Annotated in this window: 15 protein-coding genes; 5 read left to right on the top strand and 10 right to left on the bottom strand. The window is 42.9% G+C overall.

What is annotated here, in order from left to right:
• Positions 1 to 42: 42 nt before the first annotated feature.
• The 6 genes from ACEN9X_RS06820 to ACEN9X_RS06795 form a co-directional block, all read right to left on the bottom strand.
• Positions 43 to 2,142, bottom strand: a complete 2,100-nt coding sequence (locus ACEN9X_RS06820) for a putative porin (RefSeq protein ID WP_413669678.1) — start codon at positions 2,140 to 2,142, stop codon at positions 43 to 45.
• Positions 2,142 to 2,957 (bottom strand): purine-nucleoside phosphorylase, encoded by an 816-nt coding sequence (locus ACEN9X_RS06815; RefSeq protein WP_091218692.1) that lies wholly within the window; start codon positions 2,955 to 2,957, stop codon positions 2,142 to 2,144. Before ACEN9X_RS06815 ends, ACEN9X_RS06820 begins: the two co-directional genes overlap by 1 nt.
• Entirely contained in the window at positions 2,941 to 3,984 is a 1,044-nt protein-coding gene (gene lpxK / locus ACEN9X_RS06810) for a tetraacyldisaccharide 4'-kinase (protein ID WP_413669677.1), read from the bottom strand. Before lpxK ends, ACEN9X_RS06815 begins: the two co-directional genes overlap by 17 nt.
• Before the next feature lie 366 nt (positions 3,985 to 4,350).
• Positions 4,351 to 4,590 carry a DUF433 domain-containing protein gene (locus ACEN9X_RS06805; RefSeq protein WP_413669676.1) on the bottom strand — a complete coding sequence of 80 codons (240 nt, stop codon included), beginning with the start codon at positions 4,588 to 4,590 and terminating at the stop codon, positions 4,351 to 4,353.
• A gap of 10 nt (positions 4,591 to 4,600) precedes the next feature.
• The gene (locus tag ACEN9X_RS06800) at positions 4,601 to 4,768 is read right to left on the bottom strand and encodes a hypothetical protein (protein ID WP_413669675.1); all 168 of its coding nucleotides are present in this window, start codon (positions 4,766 to 4,768) and stop codon (positions 4,601 to 4,603) included.
• 49 nt (positions 4,769 to 4,817) lie between these two features.
• Positions 4,818 to 5,273 (bottom strand): hypothetical protein, encoded by a 456-nt coding sequence (locus ACEN9X_RS06795; RefSeq protein ID WP_413669674.1) that lies wholly within the window; start codon positions 5,271 to 5,273, stop codon positions 4,818 to 4,820.
• Between the two features lie 119 nt (positions 5,274 to 5,392).
• Here ACEN9X_RS06795 and ACEN9X_RS06790 point away from each other — a divergent pair, with 119 nt between their 5' ends.
• The 5 genes from ACEN9X_RS06790 (at position 5,393) to ACEN9X_RS06770 (ending at position 13,082) form a co-directional block, all read left to right on the top strand.
• Positions 5,393 to 6,301 carry a serine hydrolase gene (locus ACEN9X_RS06790; RefSeq protein WP_413669673.1) on the top strand — a complete coding sequence of 303 codons (909 nt, stop codon included), beginning with the start codon at positions 5,393 to 5,395 and terminating at the stop codon, positions 6,299 to 6,301.
• A gap of 441 nt (positions 6,302 to 6,742) precedes the next feature.
• On the top strand, positions 6,743 to 9,103 hold the full coding sequence (locus ACEN9X_RS06785) for a TonB-dependent receptor (RefSeq protein WP_413669672.1): 2,361 nt from the start codon (positions 6,743 to 6,745) through the stop codon (positions 9,101 to 9,103).
• A gap of 258 nt (positions 9,104 to 9,361) precedes the next feature.
• Positions 9,362 to 9,889, top strand: a complete 528-nt coding sequence (locus ACEN9X_RS06780) for a hypothetical protein (RefSeq protein WP_413669671.1) — start codon at positions 9,362 to 9,364, stop codon at positions 9,887 to 9,889.
• A gap of 179 nt (positions 9,890 to 10,068) precedes the next feature.
• Positions 10,069 to 10,812 (top strand): 3-oxoacyl-[acyl-carrier-protein] reductase, encoded by a 744-nt coding sequence (gene fabG, locus ACEN9X_RS06775; protein ID WP_413671118.1) that lies wholly within the window; start codon positions 10,069 to 10,071, stop codon positions 10,810 to 10,812.
• A 188-nt stretch (positions 10,813 to 11,000) separates the two neighbouring features.
• On the top strand, positions 11,001 to 13,082 hold the full coding sequence (locus ACEN9X_RS06770; protein WP_413669670.1) for a hypothetical protein: 2,082 nt from the start codon (positions 11,001 to 11,003) through the stop codon (positions 13,080 to 13,082).
• Positions 13,083 to 13,148: 66 nt separating this feature from the next.
• Here ACEN9X_RS06770 and ACEN9X_RS06765 read toward each other — a convergent pair whose 3' ends face one another.
• The 4 genes from ACEN9X_RS06765 to eno all read right to left on the bottom strand — a co-directional run bounded on the left by ACEN9X_RS06765 (position 13,149) and on the right by eno (position 17,312).
• Positions 13,149 to 13,472, bottom strand: coding sequence for an FtsB family cell division protein (locus ACEN9X_RS06765; RefSeq protein WP_413669669.1), 324 nt, complete (start codon positions 13,470 to 13,472; stop codon positions 13,149 to 13,151).
• Positions 13,473 to 13,629: 157 nt separating this feature from the next.
• Positions 13,630 to 14,997, bottom strand: a complete 1,368-nt coding sequence (locus ACEN9X_RS06760; protein WP_413669668.1) for a DEAD/DEAH box helicase — start codon at positions 14,995 to 14,997, stop codon at positions 13,630 to 13,632.
• Between the two features lie 151 nt (positions 14,998 to 15,148).
• Positions 15,149 to 15,685: a signal peptidase II gene (gene lspA, locus ACEN9X_RS06755; RefSeq protein WP_413669667.1), complete on the bottom strand. Its 537-nt coding sequence runs from the start codon at positions 15,683 to 15,685 to the stop codon at positions 15,149 to 15,151.
• Positions 15,686 to 16,016: 331 nt separating this feature from the next.
• The gene (gene eno, locus ACEN9X_RS06750; protein WP_090528991.1) at positions 16,017 to 17,312 is read right to left on the bottom strand and encodes a phosphopyruvate hydratase; all 1,296 of its coding nucleotides are present in this window, start codon (positions 17,310 to 17,312) and stop codon (positions 16,017 to 16,019) included.
• Between the last annotated feature and the right edge of the window lie 484 nt (positions 17,313 to 17,796).

Raw genomic sequence — 17,796 nt, 5'->3', positions numbered from 1 at the left:
GCGCCAGTCTAAGGCAATTTTTGAATTGTATAGGATGCTTTACTAATTATAAAAAGTCCACGAAACGCCAAACTTCAGGATGGCATCCTGTTGCGGATAGCGGTTTACTGTGTAGTAGCCTTTGCTCCATGCACGCTGATTGATATAATCATAAGCAACAAACAGGTTGGTTCGCTGTAAAGTTGCTTTGAAGAACACTCCAAATATAGGGTATGATGAAAAAGTTACGTTTGCGCCGTTATAAAATTGACCCAGGCCCGGGGCATATGAAGGGGCAACATATTCTGTGTTATACCTTCCATTTATACCCATACTGGCGTGTAGTACATTAAGCAAAACCCTGTTAACATACAGGCTGCTGTAAGCATATACTTCAGGCGTACGAAGCGTGTTTTGATAGTCGGTTTTTTGATATACGACATAGTTATCAAAATGCAGGCTCCTATAAGCGAAGTTTTTACCCAGGCTTATTTTTAACAGGTTGATGGAACTGCCAAGTTGCGCCGGGCGTACATCACTGCCACCATCCTGTGCCGTAAAATACAGGTAGTTGCTAATCAAAAAATACTCAGCTTTTAAATCAATTTGCAGGGCATTGTTAATGTAATTGAACGATGCGCTGGTAGTTTTCTGATTGCTGAAATCGTTATGGAAAATATAATGATTGGAGATCCAGTTGTTATAAACCAACGGCGGCGAGCTGTTTTGCGAATAGGCCTCTAAAACGATCTTACCAGTTTTTTGGCCGCCTGCCAGGGTAAGTTTGGCATCATACAAATAGTTGCCAAAGTCACGGCCCTGGGCAATTTGCCTGAAATCTGCATCAAGGGCTATACGATCGCTGAAACGGTATCCCAGTTTAGCTTTCAGCGTAATGTCCTGAAATGTATTGTGCTGTACTTTATCCTGGTGAATGTATTTTGCACCGTATTGGTTAAGCGTGGTATCACTTACATACTGGTTATAAGAGTAAAAGTCATGCACAAGGCCCAGATCAAGCTTGAGCTCATTCTTAACAAATTTCACCGATTTGCTTCGGAGGTAAAAACTGTACGAAAACTCATTTTGAATATGCGTGACGACTGTTGAATCCCGCGATCGGTTATTACTGTAATAATAATCGGGGAACACATTATAGGTATCAACTCCGCTTTGCTTATAAAGGTACCTGCTGTTTGAGATATGAAGAGTATGTGATACGCGTTGGGTAGGCAGGATCTTTGAGTTATCCTTGCCTTTATTTAGGCTGTCTATCCGACCTAAATAGTAAAACTGTTTAATGTAAAGTCCTTTATCGTTCCAGTTTTCATAACTATAAGGCAGTCGTACCGCTGCCCTGTCTTTTGAAAAGGCATTGTTTACATTGGTGCTGGTAAATACCGAATCGTTGAGGATACTGCCCGTTTCGGGGGCCTTGAGATTGTTAAACAACAGGTTGGCCAGCAAGTTGTACCGTTTGCTTTTTGATTCGTACCAGGTAAAAATGGATGCATTCAAATCACTTACGTTTTGGCCCAGCACGTTGTTATAGTTATAAAAGCCCTTTGATCCGTTGAAATTAAGGTTAAAGCCAATATTCCAGTTGGGCTTTATGTTTTGGGTATGGACGATATTGAATAACTGGATAGCCGAGCCACCAAAGGCATTGTACAATGTAAGCTTGGTATAGGGTACCCGGGTATTATAGTAATTAATATCCTGAGGTTTTAACGCGTAAATATCAAGGGCATGCAGACCGAGGTCAAAACCGATAGTCCTGCTGGGCTCAAAAAGTAGAGGCCGTTGCGATAAGCCAATATTACCCAAATGGATCCGCGGGCTGCGTGGATCAATAAGTGGGCTATAGATCTCGAAATTTGTAATACCGGTATCAATCGGAAACAACTGCGTACTATCGTTCAGCAAGCGCTCGTTGGTAACGCGGATAAATTTGGAACTGAAGACTACCGAATCCTTTTTGTTTTCTTCTTTACGGCGCAAACTGTCCAGGAGCTGATCGTCGGTCATTTGTTTTTCCTGACGGCGCGCAGTATCGCGGGTGGGCAGGTTGCGTGGATTAGTTCGGGTACCGTATTGCGCAAAAGCGGCCTGTACCGACAGGCACATCAGCAATAAAAAAATATATTTGAGCTTTTGGCGCATTAATTACCGGCTATCAGTTCTTTAAGTATCAGGGTCATTTTAGGTTCGGCTTCCTGCGCAATAGCAAGGATCTCCTCAAGCGTTATCGGCTTCAATATTTCAGGGAAGCCTTCGTCAGTTAATACTGAAATGGCAAATGTTGGGATGCCCATGTGGTTGGCAACAATAACTTCGGGCACAGTGCTCATACCAACCGCATCGCCTCCAATAATGCGCAGGTACTTGTATTCGGCACGGGTTTCGAGGTTAGGGCCGGTTACCGCTACGTAAACGCCTTTATGGCAGGTGATATTATTTTTTTGCGCAATAGCTAAACCTTTCTCGATCATATCATGGCGGTAAGGTTCGCTCATATCCGGAAACCGTGGGCCAAGCTCTTCATAATTACGACCAACCAGCGGGTTTTGCGGTTGCAGGTTAATATGATCTTCAATGATCATCAAATCGCCTTTTTTAAAATCGGGGTTAAGCGAACCGCTGGCGTTTGATACGTAAAGCGTTTTGATGCCCAGGTATTTCATCACTCTCACCGGGAAGGTGATTTGTTGCATATTATAGCCTTCGTAATAATGTAAGCGGCCCTGCATGGCAACAACTTTAACACCTGCAAGCGTACCAAAAATAAGTTTGCCCGAATGGAACTCCAACGTTGAGATCGGAAAATCAGGTATGTTAGAATACATGAGCTGTTTTTCAACCTCAATTTCTTTTACCAGGCCTCCAAGACCGGTACCTAAGATAATCCCCACTTCGGGTACAAAATCGCCTATTCGGTTTTTGATGTATTGCGCGGTGCCTTCAATATTGTCTAACATATGTTTGTATTAATTCGTCAAATTGTTGTTGCCCGTTATTTAAAAAACTAATGCCTATGGGCAGCACCAAAACGGGCAGTTTTTTAACCATCGGAAGCAGGTCCTGTTCCCCTAAACGTTGTGCATCCTTTTCTGTTGTGATGATCACTTTTTTTTGTGAGGAGCAGGCCGAAAAATCATTGGCAAGTTTACTGATATTTTTTAAGCTAAAACGGTGATGGTCGGGATAATTGTGATGAACAAGCAGTTCGGTTTGCTTTTTCAGATATGCCAGTAATGGCTTAGGATTAGCTATCCCTGTGAGCAGGAAAACCGTAGTTTGCTTGTCGATAGCATTGGCAACCGTTGCTCCCTCCATAGTTTGAGCGGGAAGATAGTTAATAGTAGTGAAAAATAGCGACTGGTGAGGATAAGGCTTGATCCGTTTAATTACCCGGCCCTGTTCAAGATCGGTAAGGGAGGCAGGGCATTTACTGATGATGATCGCATCTGCCCTTTTGCGCCCGGCAAATGATTCGCGCAGGTTACCCGCCGGCAGCAGGAAGTGAGGCTCGTTAACCCGGCTATAATCAAAAAGTAAGATGCTCATGCCCGGTTCAAGTGCCCGGTGCTGGTAAGCATCATCTAAAATGATAATATCATGATTGTCTTTCAATTGTTCAACACCGGTTACACGTTTTTCGCAAACGGCAACATCAATATCCGGAAATTTATGTTTGAATTGTGCAGGCTCATCGCCAATATCGGAGGCTTTGCTTTCGGCAGATGCCATTAAAAAGCCTTTTGTGGTGCGACCATAGCCCCGGCTGAGTGTGCTTATTTTATAACTGTCTTTTAACAGTCTGATCAGGTATTCGGTCATGGGGCTTTTGCCGGCACCGCCAACGTCAAGATTACCTACAACGATAACCGGCATATCAAACCCGGAGCTTTTGAAGATGCCCCGGTTATAACACCAGTTACGGATCCCCACAATAAGGGCATAGATCAGCGAAAAAGGGATTAAAAGCCAGCGGATAAATTTCATATATAGCCCGTAAAGATAGGTATATACGTATATAAATATAAACGTATACGCAATTTGCTATATGCTGATAATAATTGGACCGGGGGTGACTTTGCTCTTTTTAATATGTCTTTTTATTAGAGGCACAAGCTTTGATAATTCGGCATGGGTATTAATTGGAGCAATTAATACGAAAACACTGATGGTGTACTTTTTAAAGTTTTGTAGATGTTGGAGATTTTTATCAAAAGTTAATAAGGCATCAAAACCTTACTGAGTAAAAGTTTTAAAAGCCCTCCATTTTTTATACCGTTCCACCCTTTATCGGTTACAGTATATACTTCGTGTTCGGGAAAATCAAGTTTTAATTTTTTAGGGAGATTCTCATCAAGCAACAGCTTCATAGAGTTGGGTGATATTCTTTGAGGTTACGATTTTACTGGCAATATCTAACAGTGCAATGGCCTGTTCTTTTTTTACAGATGGAAAATCTTCTAAAAAATCGGCAAGCGAAATCCCGGCCTCCAGATGATCAAAGAGTGTATCAACGGGTACTCGTGTGCCGGCAAACACAGGCTGACCTCCCAAAATATCATGATCTATATTAATCACTTCACGGATCTCCATGGTTGCAAAATTAAAGTTTGACGCGCGAGCCTTTTTGGGGCCGCCATTTATTAATAGCCTTACGCGTTTTATTGATTGTTGCAATTTGCTTATCAGAGAAAGTAGGAGCAAGCAATAAAAATGACTCCAATTCTTTTAGTTCATTGTTATCAAACCCTATATCTACCTGAACTTGCATACTCAAATTTACAAAATTTATTTAATTAACGTTTCACATGGTTATGGCATCAATCTATCACCCCAAACTGCTTTAAATGATGCGTAAAATGTTTGCCATGCCAAATGATCCATTCGTTATAATCCAATGGACCGAAGCCACCGTGAATCACTTTAAGGTCAAGCGTGTTGAAATGCCTGTCGAACGTATCCAACTCTTTCATTAATTGATTAATAGCTGTTTCCAGGTCAGGGTAGGTTAGCGTTTCGGGTAACTCTTCTAAAATGATATTGCGGGGCATTTCATTATCGGTATAAATACCATTCTGCTTACGTGCCGCGGTGTTTTCATGAGGCCCATCCCAGGTTGGTATTTTAACGCCGTTGGTGTATTGAACCTGAGTTATAAGATGTTCGATCATTTGTTGAGGCGTCATTTTACCACAAAGCGGCTTAGCCTGCGCATCGATGTTAAGCAATAAGCGGTACAGTACTTTGCGGTTGGTGATATCAACAAAATGGTTCATGTGCTACGCGAGTTTTTGTAAATATAGAAAACATAGTTTTGAGTAGTACCTCCGGGTTGAACGCATAGTTGCTCAACGATTAAAAATTTGTATTTTCATTTTTCCAGATCGCTCATCTCATGAAACATAAACTCACCCTGCTGTTGCTGTTATTGGCAGCATCAGCTTTTGCTCAAACTGATGGTAAACTCACCGCTAAATTGAATGATGCGGTGAAAGATTTTCACGGACAGGTTGGCATTTATGTGCATAATCTTAAAACCGGTAAAACTGCGGAGATCAATGCCGATACCCTGTTCCCAACGGCAAGCATGATCAAAGTAAGTATTCAATGCGGGGTGATGGATAAGATAGAAAAGGGCGAACTGAAATATAACCAGAAACTGGGTTATCGCGATTCGCTGCTTTACGCCGGTGAAGACCTGCTGGGTTCGTTTAAAGATAAAGACACCGTGCAGCTAAGCAAAGTTGCCATGCTCATGATCACCATGAGCGATAACACTGCAAGCCTTTGGCTGCAAAAGCTGGTGGGAAGCGAGTATATCAACAACTGGCTCGATCAAAATGGTTTTAAAGTAATGCGGGTAAATTCAAGAGCTCCCGGGAGGGAGGCTATGCGCAAAATATACGGTTGGGGGGTAAGTACCCCGCGCGAAATGTGCCGATTGTTTACCATGATCCGCGAAGGAAAAGCTGTGAGCCCGGCAGCCAGCGAGCGAATGTACCGTAACATGGGCCGCATTTATTGGGACGAGCATGCGTTGTCGCAGATTCCGCCTTATGTGCATACCATATCCAAACAGGGCGCTGTTGATGAATCTCGCTCAGAAACAGTGCTGGTTAACGCCCCACATAGTGACTATGTATTTTCGATCATTACCAATCATAATACCGATACCAGCTGGACGCCCGGCAATGAAGCAGGCCTGCTGATCAAAAAAATATCGGCCCTGCTATGGCATTATTTTGAACCTGCTGATAAGTGGCGGCCGGCCGATGGAGTAGATAAGTTTATGTTGAATGAGTAGGCTGTATTGTTTCCTGCTATAAATTCATCTGCCCCAAGTGATCTGCGAGTAACTATCGGCGAACCTGAAAAAAAGTGATAGCGTGTAAAATATATTTAAAGGATGGTGTGAGAGGCCGCGTTAGTGATAGGAGCGGATACCGGCCTTGTGGCTAATGCCTGTGTAGTATGAGCGGATAGCACGGGCCGCAGGCAACGCCCATATTTATAAATATTGATTAAAAGACACATCTCCCACAAGGCACCATTGTTTTCACCTGCGTATAAAACGTTTCTTCTTAACCCATCATGTAAGCATTGGCATACCCCAAAAAACGCAGATGATATATTTTATAAACTTTAAGTAATATTTATGCGGGATAGCTGTTAATTGTTTGTCAATTGCTATTATTGACAATCGATTACAATGTGTGATCCGTACACATTTAACTACACCTATTTTATGCGTAAATTATTTACTTTATTACTACTTATTATTATTGCATTTTCGGCCCGGAGCCAAACCTCGGGTGATTTTTCGGGCACCGTTACCGATAGCAAGAATCAACCTGTTGCAGGCGCTTCTGTGTACCTGCTCAATACCAACTACCAAACTGGCGCCGACAAAAGCGGGAAGTTTGTTTTAAAAAATATAACTACCGGAAAATATACACTGCATATCAGCGCTATTGGTTACGCGGCCAAAAACATACCGGTAAATATGATCGGTACCAGTCGCCCGATAACAATTCAGTTGAATGATGCCAGCAACCAGTTGGATGAAGTTACGGTATCGGCCCAAAAAACAGAAGAACAGGCCCAGCGTGTACCATTCAGTATCTCAACACTATCGGCCAAACAGATACAGGATTACAGGCTTTGGGATTTGAAAGACCTTACCGCTATTGTACCTAACTTAAACTCAGGCGCCCCCGGCGATGGCCGTACTGTTACAGGCATCCGTGGTATTGTTACCACATCGTATGATCCTGCTGTTGCAACCTATGTTGATGGTGTAAACCAATATGGGCTGGATACTTACATCCCTCAATTGCTGGATGTGGATAGGATAGAAGTTTTACGTGGTCCGCAAGGAACGCTTTATGGCCGTAATGCTACTGGCGGTGTTATCAATGTGATCACCAAACAACCATCAAATACCTTGAGTGGTTTTGCCGGAGTTGACGTTGGTAATTATAATCAGCAGCGGTATACCTTAGGCATTAAAGCGCCATTGGTAAAAGATAAGTTGTATTTAGGCGTAGCCGGAATCTATTCGGGTTTTAATGGCTTTTATACCAATACGTTTAATAATACACATTTTGATAAACAGCATTACTTTTTGGGTAACTATTACCTGAAGTTTTTGGCTACCTCAAAGCTTGCTTTTACGCTGAATGTTAAAAACTACAATAACCGTAATAACGGCGCATTCACTTTGGCCGGTTCGCCTGATGAGGCTCTGAGCCATCCGTTTGAGGTTAATCAGAATGCCACCACCAAAATGGTTGACAATACCTTCCAGTCATCGTTAACGGCTAACTACAGTGGCAATGATTTTAACTTTACCTCGCAAACATCTTACCAGGTAAATAACCGTTATTATACAACACCTATCGATGGCGACTTTTCACCTATCGATGCGGTATCTATCGTAAACAACTACGGTGGCAAATGGAATAAAGTAAAAACTACCATCCAGGAATTTCGCTTTACCTCTCCGGCTTCATCAACCTCAAAACTGAAATGGGCAGCAGGTACCTATGGCTTTTATCACTACGCGCCAAACAGGCAGGGTACCTATTTTGGTGATGATGCTGCCGCGGTTGGCTCACCTATAACCGATTTTACAAGTATCAACACCAATACCGACCGTAATTATGGCATAGCTGTTTACGGGCAAGCTACTTATGCTGTAAGTGAACAATTTGATATTACAGCTGGTTTGCGCTATGATTATGAGCATAAAAAAGAAAATGTAATGGGCGAGTTTCTGCCAAACGGAGGAGAATCGGTTGTTACCCGCTCGGATACATCGTCAACGGCACATTACAAAGCTTTTACACCTAAAGTTAGTTTGGCTTACCACGTATCGGCACATAACAATTTGTTTGCTACCTATAGCCGTGGTTTCCGTGCGGGTGGTATTACAGAATTAGGTTCCGATCCATCATCTCCGCCACTTTATTCTTTCAAGCCGGAATACAGCAATAATTTTGAAGTAGGTTCAAAAAACGACTTTTTAGATAACCGCCTGCGTGTAAACGTAACCGCGTTTTATACCCGTATTACCGATGCACAGGTGCCAACGCTGGTGCTGCCCGATGCCATCACCATCACTAAAAATGCAGGTAAGTTAAGCAGCAAAGGCATCGAGGCCGAAATCAACGCCACACCAGTTAAAGGCCTGGAGTTTGATTACAACTTTGGTTATACCCATGCCCGTTATACTACATTGGTAGTTGGTAACAATGGCGAGGAAGTGAACCTGAAAGGCAATAAGCAAATTTATACGCCTAACATCACCAGCATGCTGGCACTGCAGTATGGTTATGACCTGGGCGGCCCGCTGAAAACTAAGCTGATTGCCCGTGGCGAATGGCGCTACCTTGGCGACCAGTATTTTGACCTCGCTAACCAGATTGAGCAAAAAGGCTACAGCAAGTTTAATGCAAGGGTAGGTGTAAGCACCAAAAGGTTCGGTCTGTTTTTCTGGGAGAGTAACATCGCCAATAAAAAATACATTGATTATGCCTATGATTTTGGCGCGACACACTTAGGTAATCCGCGTACTTATGGGGTATCGTTGAATACTACTTTTTAATCTTACCTTCTTATAGAAAAATGTCATTTCGACGAGCATAAAGGACAGAAGGGGTGGCTGCGAGGAGAAATCTTCTACGCTATGCTTAAGGCACGTTTAGGCGTATAAGGTTTCTCTTTCGCCCAGGTACTCTAATCTCTCCCGCTCAATCGAAATGACATTTTTATTTTAAGATATTTAGTTATTCTGCCCTATGCCATCCCGGATATTTTTTGTTAATTAAATCAAAATCTGATCGTTAATAAAACCTTGATCTTCATGAAAAAGAATATCCTGCCGCTGCTCATTGCTATTGTTAGTATTGCCATCACTTTTCCTGCGCACTCGCAGGTGATTACCAAATATGGCGATAATGTAAGTACCCTTGATGGTATCATGAAGGCCTATTATGGTGTGGTCACCGTTAAGAAAGGCGAAAAGGTAAGCTATGAGCGCGACAGTCTGCTGCATATTGCCAATGCCCATGTTGGCGCGGGGTATATAGATAAGCAGGGCAAGCAGCAGTTTAGTTATATGACCCTGAAGCAATACCATAAACTGGCCGATCCATCACTGTCAAAAAATGGTTTTGATGAACGCGAGATAGCCCGCCGGGTTGAAAAATTTGGCAGTATTTACCACGTATGGAGCACATACGAATCACGTAACACAGCCAATGGCCCTGTAACCGAACGTGGCATCAATAGTATTGAGTTGTTTAACGATGGCACCCGCTTCTGGATCCTGGCCTGGTTTTATGACGGCGAACGGAAGGATAATCCAATACCGGCGGAGTATTTGAAATAGATTTTTAGTTCATAGATGATAGTTCATGGTTCATAGCTTTTGCTTCGACATTTTTACCATGATCTATGAACCATGAACTATAAGCTGTTACTATGATCTATGAACCATCAACTATGAACTCATTTGAACAGAAACAAAAAACTGCTAACTTCACCGCCCTGAAATCATATACTTTAATTATGAAATTATTAGAAGGAAAAACCGCGTTGGTTACCGGCGCGTCAAAAGGAATAGGCCGTAAGATTGCCGAAAAATTTGCCGAGCATGGCGCTAACGTAGCTTTCACTTATTTATCATCAGTTGAAAAAGGTCAGGCGCTTGAACAGGAACTGCAAAGCTTTGGCACCAAAGTAAAAGGCTACCGTTCTGATGCTTCCAAGTTTGAGGAAGCTGATAAACTGATCACCGATATTGTTGCTGATTTTGGCACGCTTGATATTGTGGTTAACAACGCAGGGATCACTAAAGACGGCCTGCTGATGCGCATGACCGAGGAGAACTGGGATGAAGTACTTGATGTAAACCTGAAATCGATATTCAACGTTACCAAGGCAGCTTCAAAAATCATGATGAAAAACCGCAAAGGTGTGTTCATTAATATGAGCTCGGTTGTTGGTGTGCAGGGTAATGCTGGCCAGGCCAACTATGCCGCTTCAAAAGCAGGTATTATTGGTTTCTCTAAATCGGTAGCTAAAGAGCTGGGTTCACGTAACATCCGAACTAACGTTGTTGCCCCGGGCTTTATCCGTACCGAAATGACCGAGGTGCTCGACCCTAAAGTTGTTGAAGGCTGGGCAGCAGGCATTCCGCTTAAACGTCCCGGCGAAACCGAAGACGTAGCCAATGCCTGTGTATTCCTGGCTTCAGATATGGCCGCTTACATCACCGGACAGGTTATCCCTGTTGATGGTGGTATGTTGTAAGCATACGCCCCTCTAAATCTCCCCCAAAAGGGGAGACTTGAAAAGCTTTTTTTAAGCCCTCTCCTTTGGAGAGGGTTGGGTGAGGTTAAAAACTTATTCCCCTCTTTTCACAATAATTTCGCATTTTGCAGGTAATGTTTATTGGGCCGGATGCCCCGCGCCTTTGACAACGATACTATAAGCTACAAATGTTTTCACTTACATGGGGTTCTGTTTCGGGATGGTGGTTGCCTGCCGGCTTATTGCTTGGTTTGGCATATGCCTGGCTCATGTACCGCAAGCCGGTTGAACTTGGTAAAAACTTACGTTATATCCTGGCTGTCATCCGCGCTGTTACTGTATTTTTCATAACTGTTCTGCTCATTTCTCCATTGGTGAAAACGGTTAAATATGAGCCGCAAAAACCTTTAGTCCTCATCGCCCAGGATAATTCATCATCTATCAACACATTTAAACCGGTTGGGTTTAATTCCACAGCGTTTATTGATGATCTGGCTAAACTCAAACAGCAGCTTGGCGATAAATACGATGTGCAGGAGTTTAATTTCGATAAAGATCTGCATCCTGGCTTCTCAAAAAACTTTAGCGGTAAACAAACCGATATTGCGGGGGCACTGCATCAGCTTAACGACAGGTTTACCAATCAAAACATCGGCGCGTTGGTATTGGCGACAGATGGTTTATACAACCAGGGTAACGATCCGCGATATGAGGCCAGGAATATCAAAACCAGTATCTACACCATAGCCCTTGGCGATACCACCGCTAAGCGCGACCTGCTCATTGGCAACGTAAACTACAACAAGACCGCCTTTTTAGGGAACGACTTTGTGATAGAAGTGCTTGCCACGGCTTATCAAAGCAAGGGCGAAAACATGAACCTTACGGTTACTGAAGATGGCAAACAGGTTTATACGCAAAGCATCCCGGTTACCGGAAATGATTTTAAAAAAATCGTCCCCATAAAACTGAATGCCTCAAAAAAAGGGCTCCGGAAGTTTAATATCAACATTGCGCCCATAAAAAACGAACTCTCCACCCAAAACAATACCGAAACCATTTATGTGGAAGTGTTGGATGCAAGGCAAAAAGTTTTGCTGTTATATAATGGTCCGCACCCCGATTTAACGGTAATTAAACAAGCTATAGAAACTAATAAAAACTTTGAGGTAAAGGCGAGTTCCCTTGCCGATGCAGCTGCCATTAAACCTGCCGATTACAGCCTAGTGATCCTGTATCAACTTTCGGCCGGGGAATATGCCCCGATAAAGAATTTTATAGCTAAAAGCAAAACGCCGGTTTGGTATATAGTGGGCTCGCAAAGTAATTTGCAGGCGGTTAACAGCGAACAAAACACCATACGCATAAGTGCAGGAAGGGCCGAAACACAGGAGGTGATGCCGTTGCCCGTGAATGATTTTACAGCTTTTACGCTGTCTGATTCGGCAAGGAGAAAGATTGCCGTCTTTCCGCCGTTGGTGGCACCCTTTGGGAGTTATGGAACAGGTACCGGCACTTCGGTTTTATTGAAGCAAAAGATCGGCGCTGTAGTTACTACATATCCGTTACTTGCCTTCGGCGATGAGGCTGGTAGGCGTGTAGCTGTGCTTGCAGGCGAAGGGATTTGGCGCTGGCAATTGTCCGAATTTCAAAATTATGGCAGCCGGAATGCTACAGATGAACTGTTGAGCCAAACAGTACAGTATTTAACTGCAAATGCCAATCGACAGCGTTTTCGTGTCTATCCGGCACGTAACGTATTTGATGAAGGTGAAAATGTGATCCTCAACGCCGAATTATATAACGACGCCCTTGAACTTATCAATACCCCCGATGTAAAGATAGAGCTGAAAAGCGCGGCGGGGAAAAACTACAGCTTCTTGTTTACGCGCACAGGGCAAAGTTACCAGTTAGATGCCGGAGCGTTGCCTATAGGTGAATACACATACAACGCCTCAACTCAAAATGGAAAGCAGGATTTTAAAGCCGCGGGGCAATTCACCATAAAACCACTAAACCTCGAAGCCCGCCAAAGTGCCGCTAACCATTCGCTGCTTAATGCGCTGGCTAAGCAAGGCGTCGGGCAAATGATCAAACCTTCACAGATTAGCCTGCTTGCCGATCTGATCCGCAAAAACGAAAATATCAAAACGGTGGTTTACGAGGATAAACATTACAGCGATCTGATAGATATAAAATGGTTGTTTGGGTTGATCCTGTTACTGCTATCAACCGAGTGGTTTTTGAGGAAGCGGGAAGGAGAGGTTTAGGTAGTAGAGTCAAGACGGTAAGATTCAGGAGTAGAGAAGGCAAGGCCTCGCTTTTTTTGCTTCTTCTTACTTCTCCTTGCTCTCCGGCACTACCACATAAACGTCCTCGTTGGCTTTTTTCATGAGGTATTTTTCGCGGGCAAATTTTTCCATTTGCTGGGGGTTGGTGGTCAGTTCTTTAAGCTCTTTGGTCACCTGGTCGGTTTGGGCTTTGTAGAAATCGCGCTCAAGCCTTAGTTTTTTAACTTGTTGGTGATATTGGTATTGGGAAAAAAGATCGTTTCTGTCAAAAAATATCATCCACACCACAAAAGCAAGGGTAACCAGAAAAAACTTGTTCTTGAAAAGATCTATAAGGCGTTTCATTGATACCGGCTGTATGATTTTCATTTAAAGCTATTTAATTTTTTCGACGGATACAAATTTAGTTTATTGGTTCATTAGTTCATTGGTGGTTAAGTTGTCCAACTTTTATTACAGAGATGATTTACTGCGACTTAATTTTAGCGCCTTTACCAATGAACTAATGAACCAGTGAACTAATGAACTATGCTCTTCTCGCTCCACTCATGCCGCTTTTGCCGCCGGGTTTACCGGCTTCTGAACGGCTACCGCCTGATCTTTTATTGCCACCTGAACGGTTGTTGCCTGCCGAACGGCTGTTGCCGCCACCACCAGACCTACGGTTGCCGCCACGACCACCGCCGCCGCCACTTTGACCGCCACCTGAACCACCTTTTTTAGGTGCTTCGTTTATTTTAGCCGCCATAGCCGCCGGACTAAGTGGGTAAGGGTGACCTTCCTCAACCGGGATTTGTTTGGCTATCAGCTTGTGGATGTCTTTCAAAAATTCCAGTTCTTCGGCATCGCAAAATGAAAACGCTATACCATTGGCGCCAGCCCGGCCTGTACGACCGATGCGGTGCACGTAGGTTTCAGGGATGTTTGGCAGTTCGTAATTTATAACGTGTGTAAGCTCGTCAATATCAATACCGCGGGCTGCTATATCAGTAGCTATCAACACACGCGTTGTGCGGTTTTTAAAATTAGTTAACGCACGCTGCCTTGCATTTTGTGATTTATTACCATGGATGGCTTCGGCGGTGATGCCAACACGGTTAAGGTCTTTCACTACTTTGTCGGCACCGTGTTTGGTACGGGTAAACACCAGTACCGTTTTTATACTTTTATCTTTCAGGATGTGTATCAGCAATGATTTTTTATCTCCCTTATCCACATAATAAACCGCTTGTTGTATAGTATCGGCGGTAGAAGAAACCGGGGTAACTTCAACCTTTTCGGGATTGTTCAGAATACTATCTGCCAGGCTCTGGGTCTCTTTTGGCATGGTGGCCGAAAAGAAGAGGGTTTGCCTTTTGGCAGGTACTTTGGCTATGATCTTTTTAACATCATTAACAAAGCCCATATCAAGCATGCGGTCGGCCTCATCCAGTATCAGGAATTTAACATGCTCCAAATGAACATAACGCTGGTTCATTAAATCAAGCAAGCGACCCGGGGTTGCCACTAAAATATCAACACCACGGCGCAAAGCATCAACCTGCGGGTTTTGTGATACCCCGCCAAATATTACCAGATTTTTAAGGCCTGTATGGTTACCGTAATTGGTAAAACTTTCACCAATTTGCAAGGCAAGTTCGCGGGTTGGAGTTAAAACCAATGCTTTAATGGTTTTTTGCTCCTTGTGGGCTATCCTGTCCTGGTGTAATAACTGCAGGGTAGGGATAGCGAATGCCGCGGTTTTGCCGGTGCCGGTTTGGGCACAACCTAATAAATCCCTGTGTTGTAATATAATAGGAATGGCTTGCGCCTGTATTGGGGTAGGATTAGTATATCCCTCTGTTTTTAAAGCCTTGAGGATTGGCTCAATTAAATTTAAATTTTCGAATGACATTTGATCTTTTGTAATGTATAATGTGCTAACGCGAAAGCATAAGCGGATCTGAAGAGTTTGCTGGGCTCAAAACCGTAAGCGAACGGGTAATTACCCGCAAAGATACGCTTTTTATTGTTAAGAAAATTTTAAGAGCAAGAGCTGCACTGGATTAAGCTGCCAGCGTTTCGGTATCAGGAGCTCCCTGTTCCTTTTTTACCTTGCGGTCTTTTTGCCATGACTCCAATAAGATGAGGCCCATACCTATCATAATAGATACGTCGGCCACGTTGAATACGCCGGTTTGGAAGATACCGAAATTCATATGCATAAAGTCGGTTACACTGCCGTATAGCATCCTGTCATAAAGGTTGCCTGCGCCACCGGCTATAACCAAAACAATACCAATAGTGGTTAATTTACCTATTGACGGTTTTAACATTACATAAAACACCCCAAAGGCAAGTGCCAGTAATGGCAGTAACGACAACAAGATGAATTTCCATGGGTTTTGCAATGAGTCGCCAAGACTTAAAAAAGCACCCGTGTTTTCGGCATGAAGAATGGTGAAAAAGTTTTTGATAACAAAAATGTTATCACTGATGTGGATATGCTCCCTTACGTAAATTTTAGTAACCCTGTCAAGCCCAATGCTTACAACCAATATCAGCACTATCCCCAATATCCTCAAAATCCCTTTTCTGTTCATTAGTTTATTTTAACAATTTAATATAACGTAACTGCTTTGGTTTAATTATATGGCTTTGATTGCGGGTGCAAAGGTATGAAAATACTTGTTAGCAAGTATCTGTTTGTGGAAGATCCGAATTAAGTTAAGTGTAACAATTTTAAAAAAATGTCATGGGTAGGAACGAAGCATCTTCTTCGCCCTGTATAGCAGCCATGCTTGTTGAAGAAGATCCTTCGCTATGGCTCAGGATGACAAAGCGTGGCGGTTTATGCATTTCTATTCGGCCAGATTGTTAAAATAAAAAAGGCCATCTGCATAATACAGATGGCCTTTTGAAGTATTAAAAAGATTATTTTTTGAAGTATTTGAAATCTTTACCGATGAATTTAGCGTTAGCGCCTAATTCTTCTTCGATACGTAATAACTGGTTGTATTTAGCGATCCTGTCTGAACGTGAAGCCGAACCGGTTTTGATCTGACCGCAATTTAATGCAACAGCAAGGTCGGCAATGGTTGAATCTTCAGTTTCGCCCGAACGGTGGCTCATTACTGAAGTGAAACCGTTGGTTTGAGCTAAAGTAACTGCGTTGATAGTTTCGGTTAATGAACCAATTTGGTTTACTTTTACCAGGATTGAGTTAGCAATACCTTCGCTAACACCTCTTTGTAAACGTTTAGTGTTGGTTACAAATAAATCGTCACCTACTAACTGTACTTTTTTACCGATTTTGTCGGTTAAGATTTTCCAGCCTTCCCAATCGTCCTCAGCCATACCGTCTTCGATAGAGATAACAGGGTATTTTGCAACTAACTCGGCAAGGTAATCAGCTTGCTCAGCGCTGGTGCGGATAGCACCTTTTTCGCCTTCAAATTTAGTATAGTCGTATTTACCGTCTTTGTAAAACTCAGATGCAGCACAGTCAAACGCGATAAAGATATCTTCACCAGCTTTGTAACCTGCTTTTTCAATAGCTTTTAAAATGGTTTCAACACCATCTTCAGTTCCTTCAAAAGTTGGAGCAAAACCACCTTCGTCACCTACTGCAGTTGATAAACCGCGGTCGTGAAGAATCTTTTTCAGGTTGTGGAATACCTCGGTACCCCAACGTAAAGCTTCAGAGAATGAAGGAGCGCCAACGGGCATGATCATAAATTCCTGGAAAGCAATAGGAGCATCAGAGTGTGAACCACCGTTAACGATATTCATCATCGGGATTGGCAGCGTATTAGCGTTTACACCACCAATGTAGCGGTATAAAGGCTGACGGCTTTCCTGTGCAGCAGCTTTAGCTACAGCTAATGAAACACCTAATATAGCGTTAGCACCAATTTTACCCTTGTTTTCGGTGCCATCAATCTCAATCATTAAAGCGTCGATAGCATTTTGTTCAAACACATCGATACCTTTTAATTCAGGAGCTAAAACTTCGTTTACATTTTCAACGGCCTTTAAAACGCCTTTGCCCATGTATTTTGATTTGTCGTTATCGCGAAGCTCAACGGCCTCGTGAACGCCGGTTGATGCACCAGATGGTACAGCAGCGCGACCAAATGCGCCGTTTTCGGTTAAAACTTCTACCTCAATAGTAGGGTTACCGCGCGAATCTAAGATCTGGCGGGCATGCACATCAATTATTATGCTCATAGTGAATTGTCAGAGTGTGGTTTGAATGAATACTATTAATAACGGCGGCTAAGTTAATGTGTAAATAAGGAAAACGCAATTGAAATTTTGTATTTGTAACGATTATAGGCAATTAATGATGTGATTTAACATGAAATTAATATGTAATGGGCTATTTTTTTACAAAAAGGATGATATCTGAACCCGAATTTGTTGAATTTGCCGAACTAAAGCGTGAATAAGTATTCAATAAATTCAGATAATTCGTTTAATTCGAGCTCGGGCAGAAGTATCCTGACAATCCTTCGATCTCAAAAATCATAGTTCATATTATAGCATTGCCTGCGGCCCGCGCTATCCACTCATACTGCACGAGGCCTTAGTCACATGGCCGGTATCCGCTACTATCGCTAATGCGGGCTTTAAGGTAAATAATACCTAATTCTCATCTCCGCTGTCGTGTCCTCACGACAGCATGCGTGCATTGATTTAATGCTGGTTAGTT

This window comes from Mucilaginibacter sp. Mucisp86, from assembly GCF_047324315.1.
In the GTDB taxonomy this organism is placed as follows: domain Bacteria; phylum Bacteroidota; class Bacteroidia; order Sphingobacteriales; family Sphingobacteriaceae; genus Mucilaginibacter.
The sequence above is the reverse complement of the archived record's forward strand: the minus strand, read 5'-3'. Positions and strand labels throughout refer to the sequence as shown.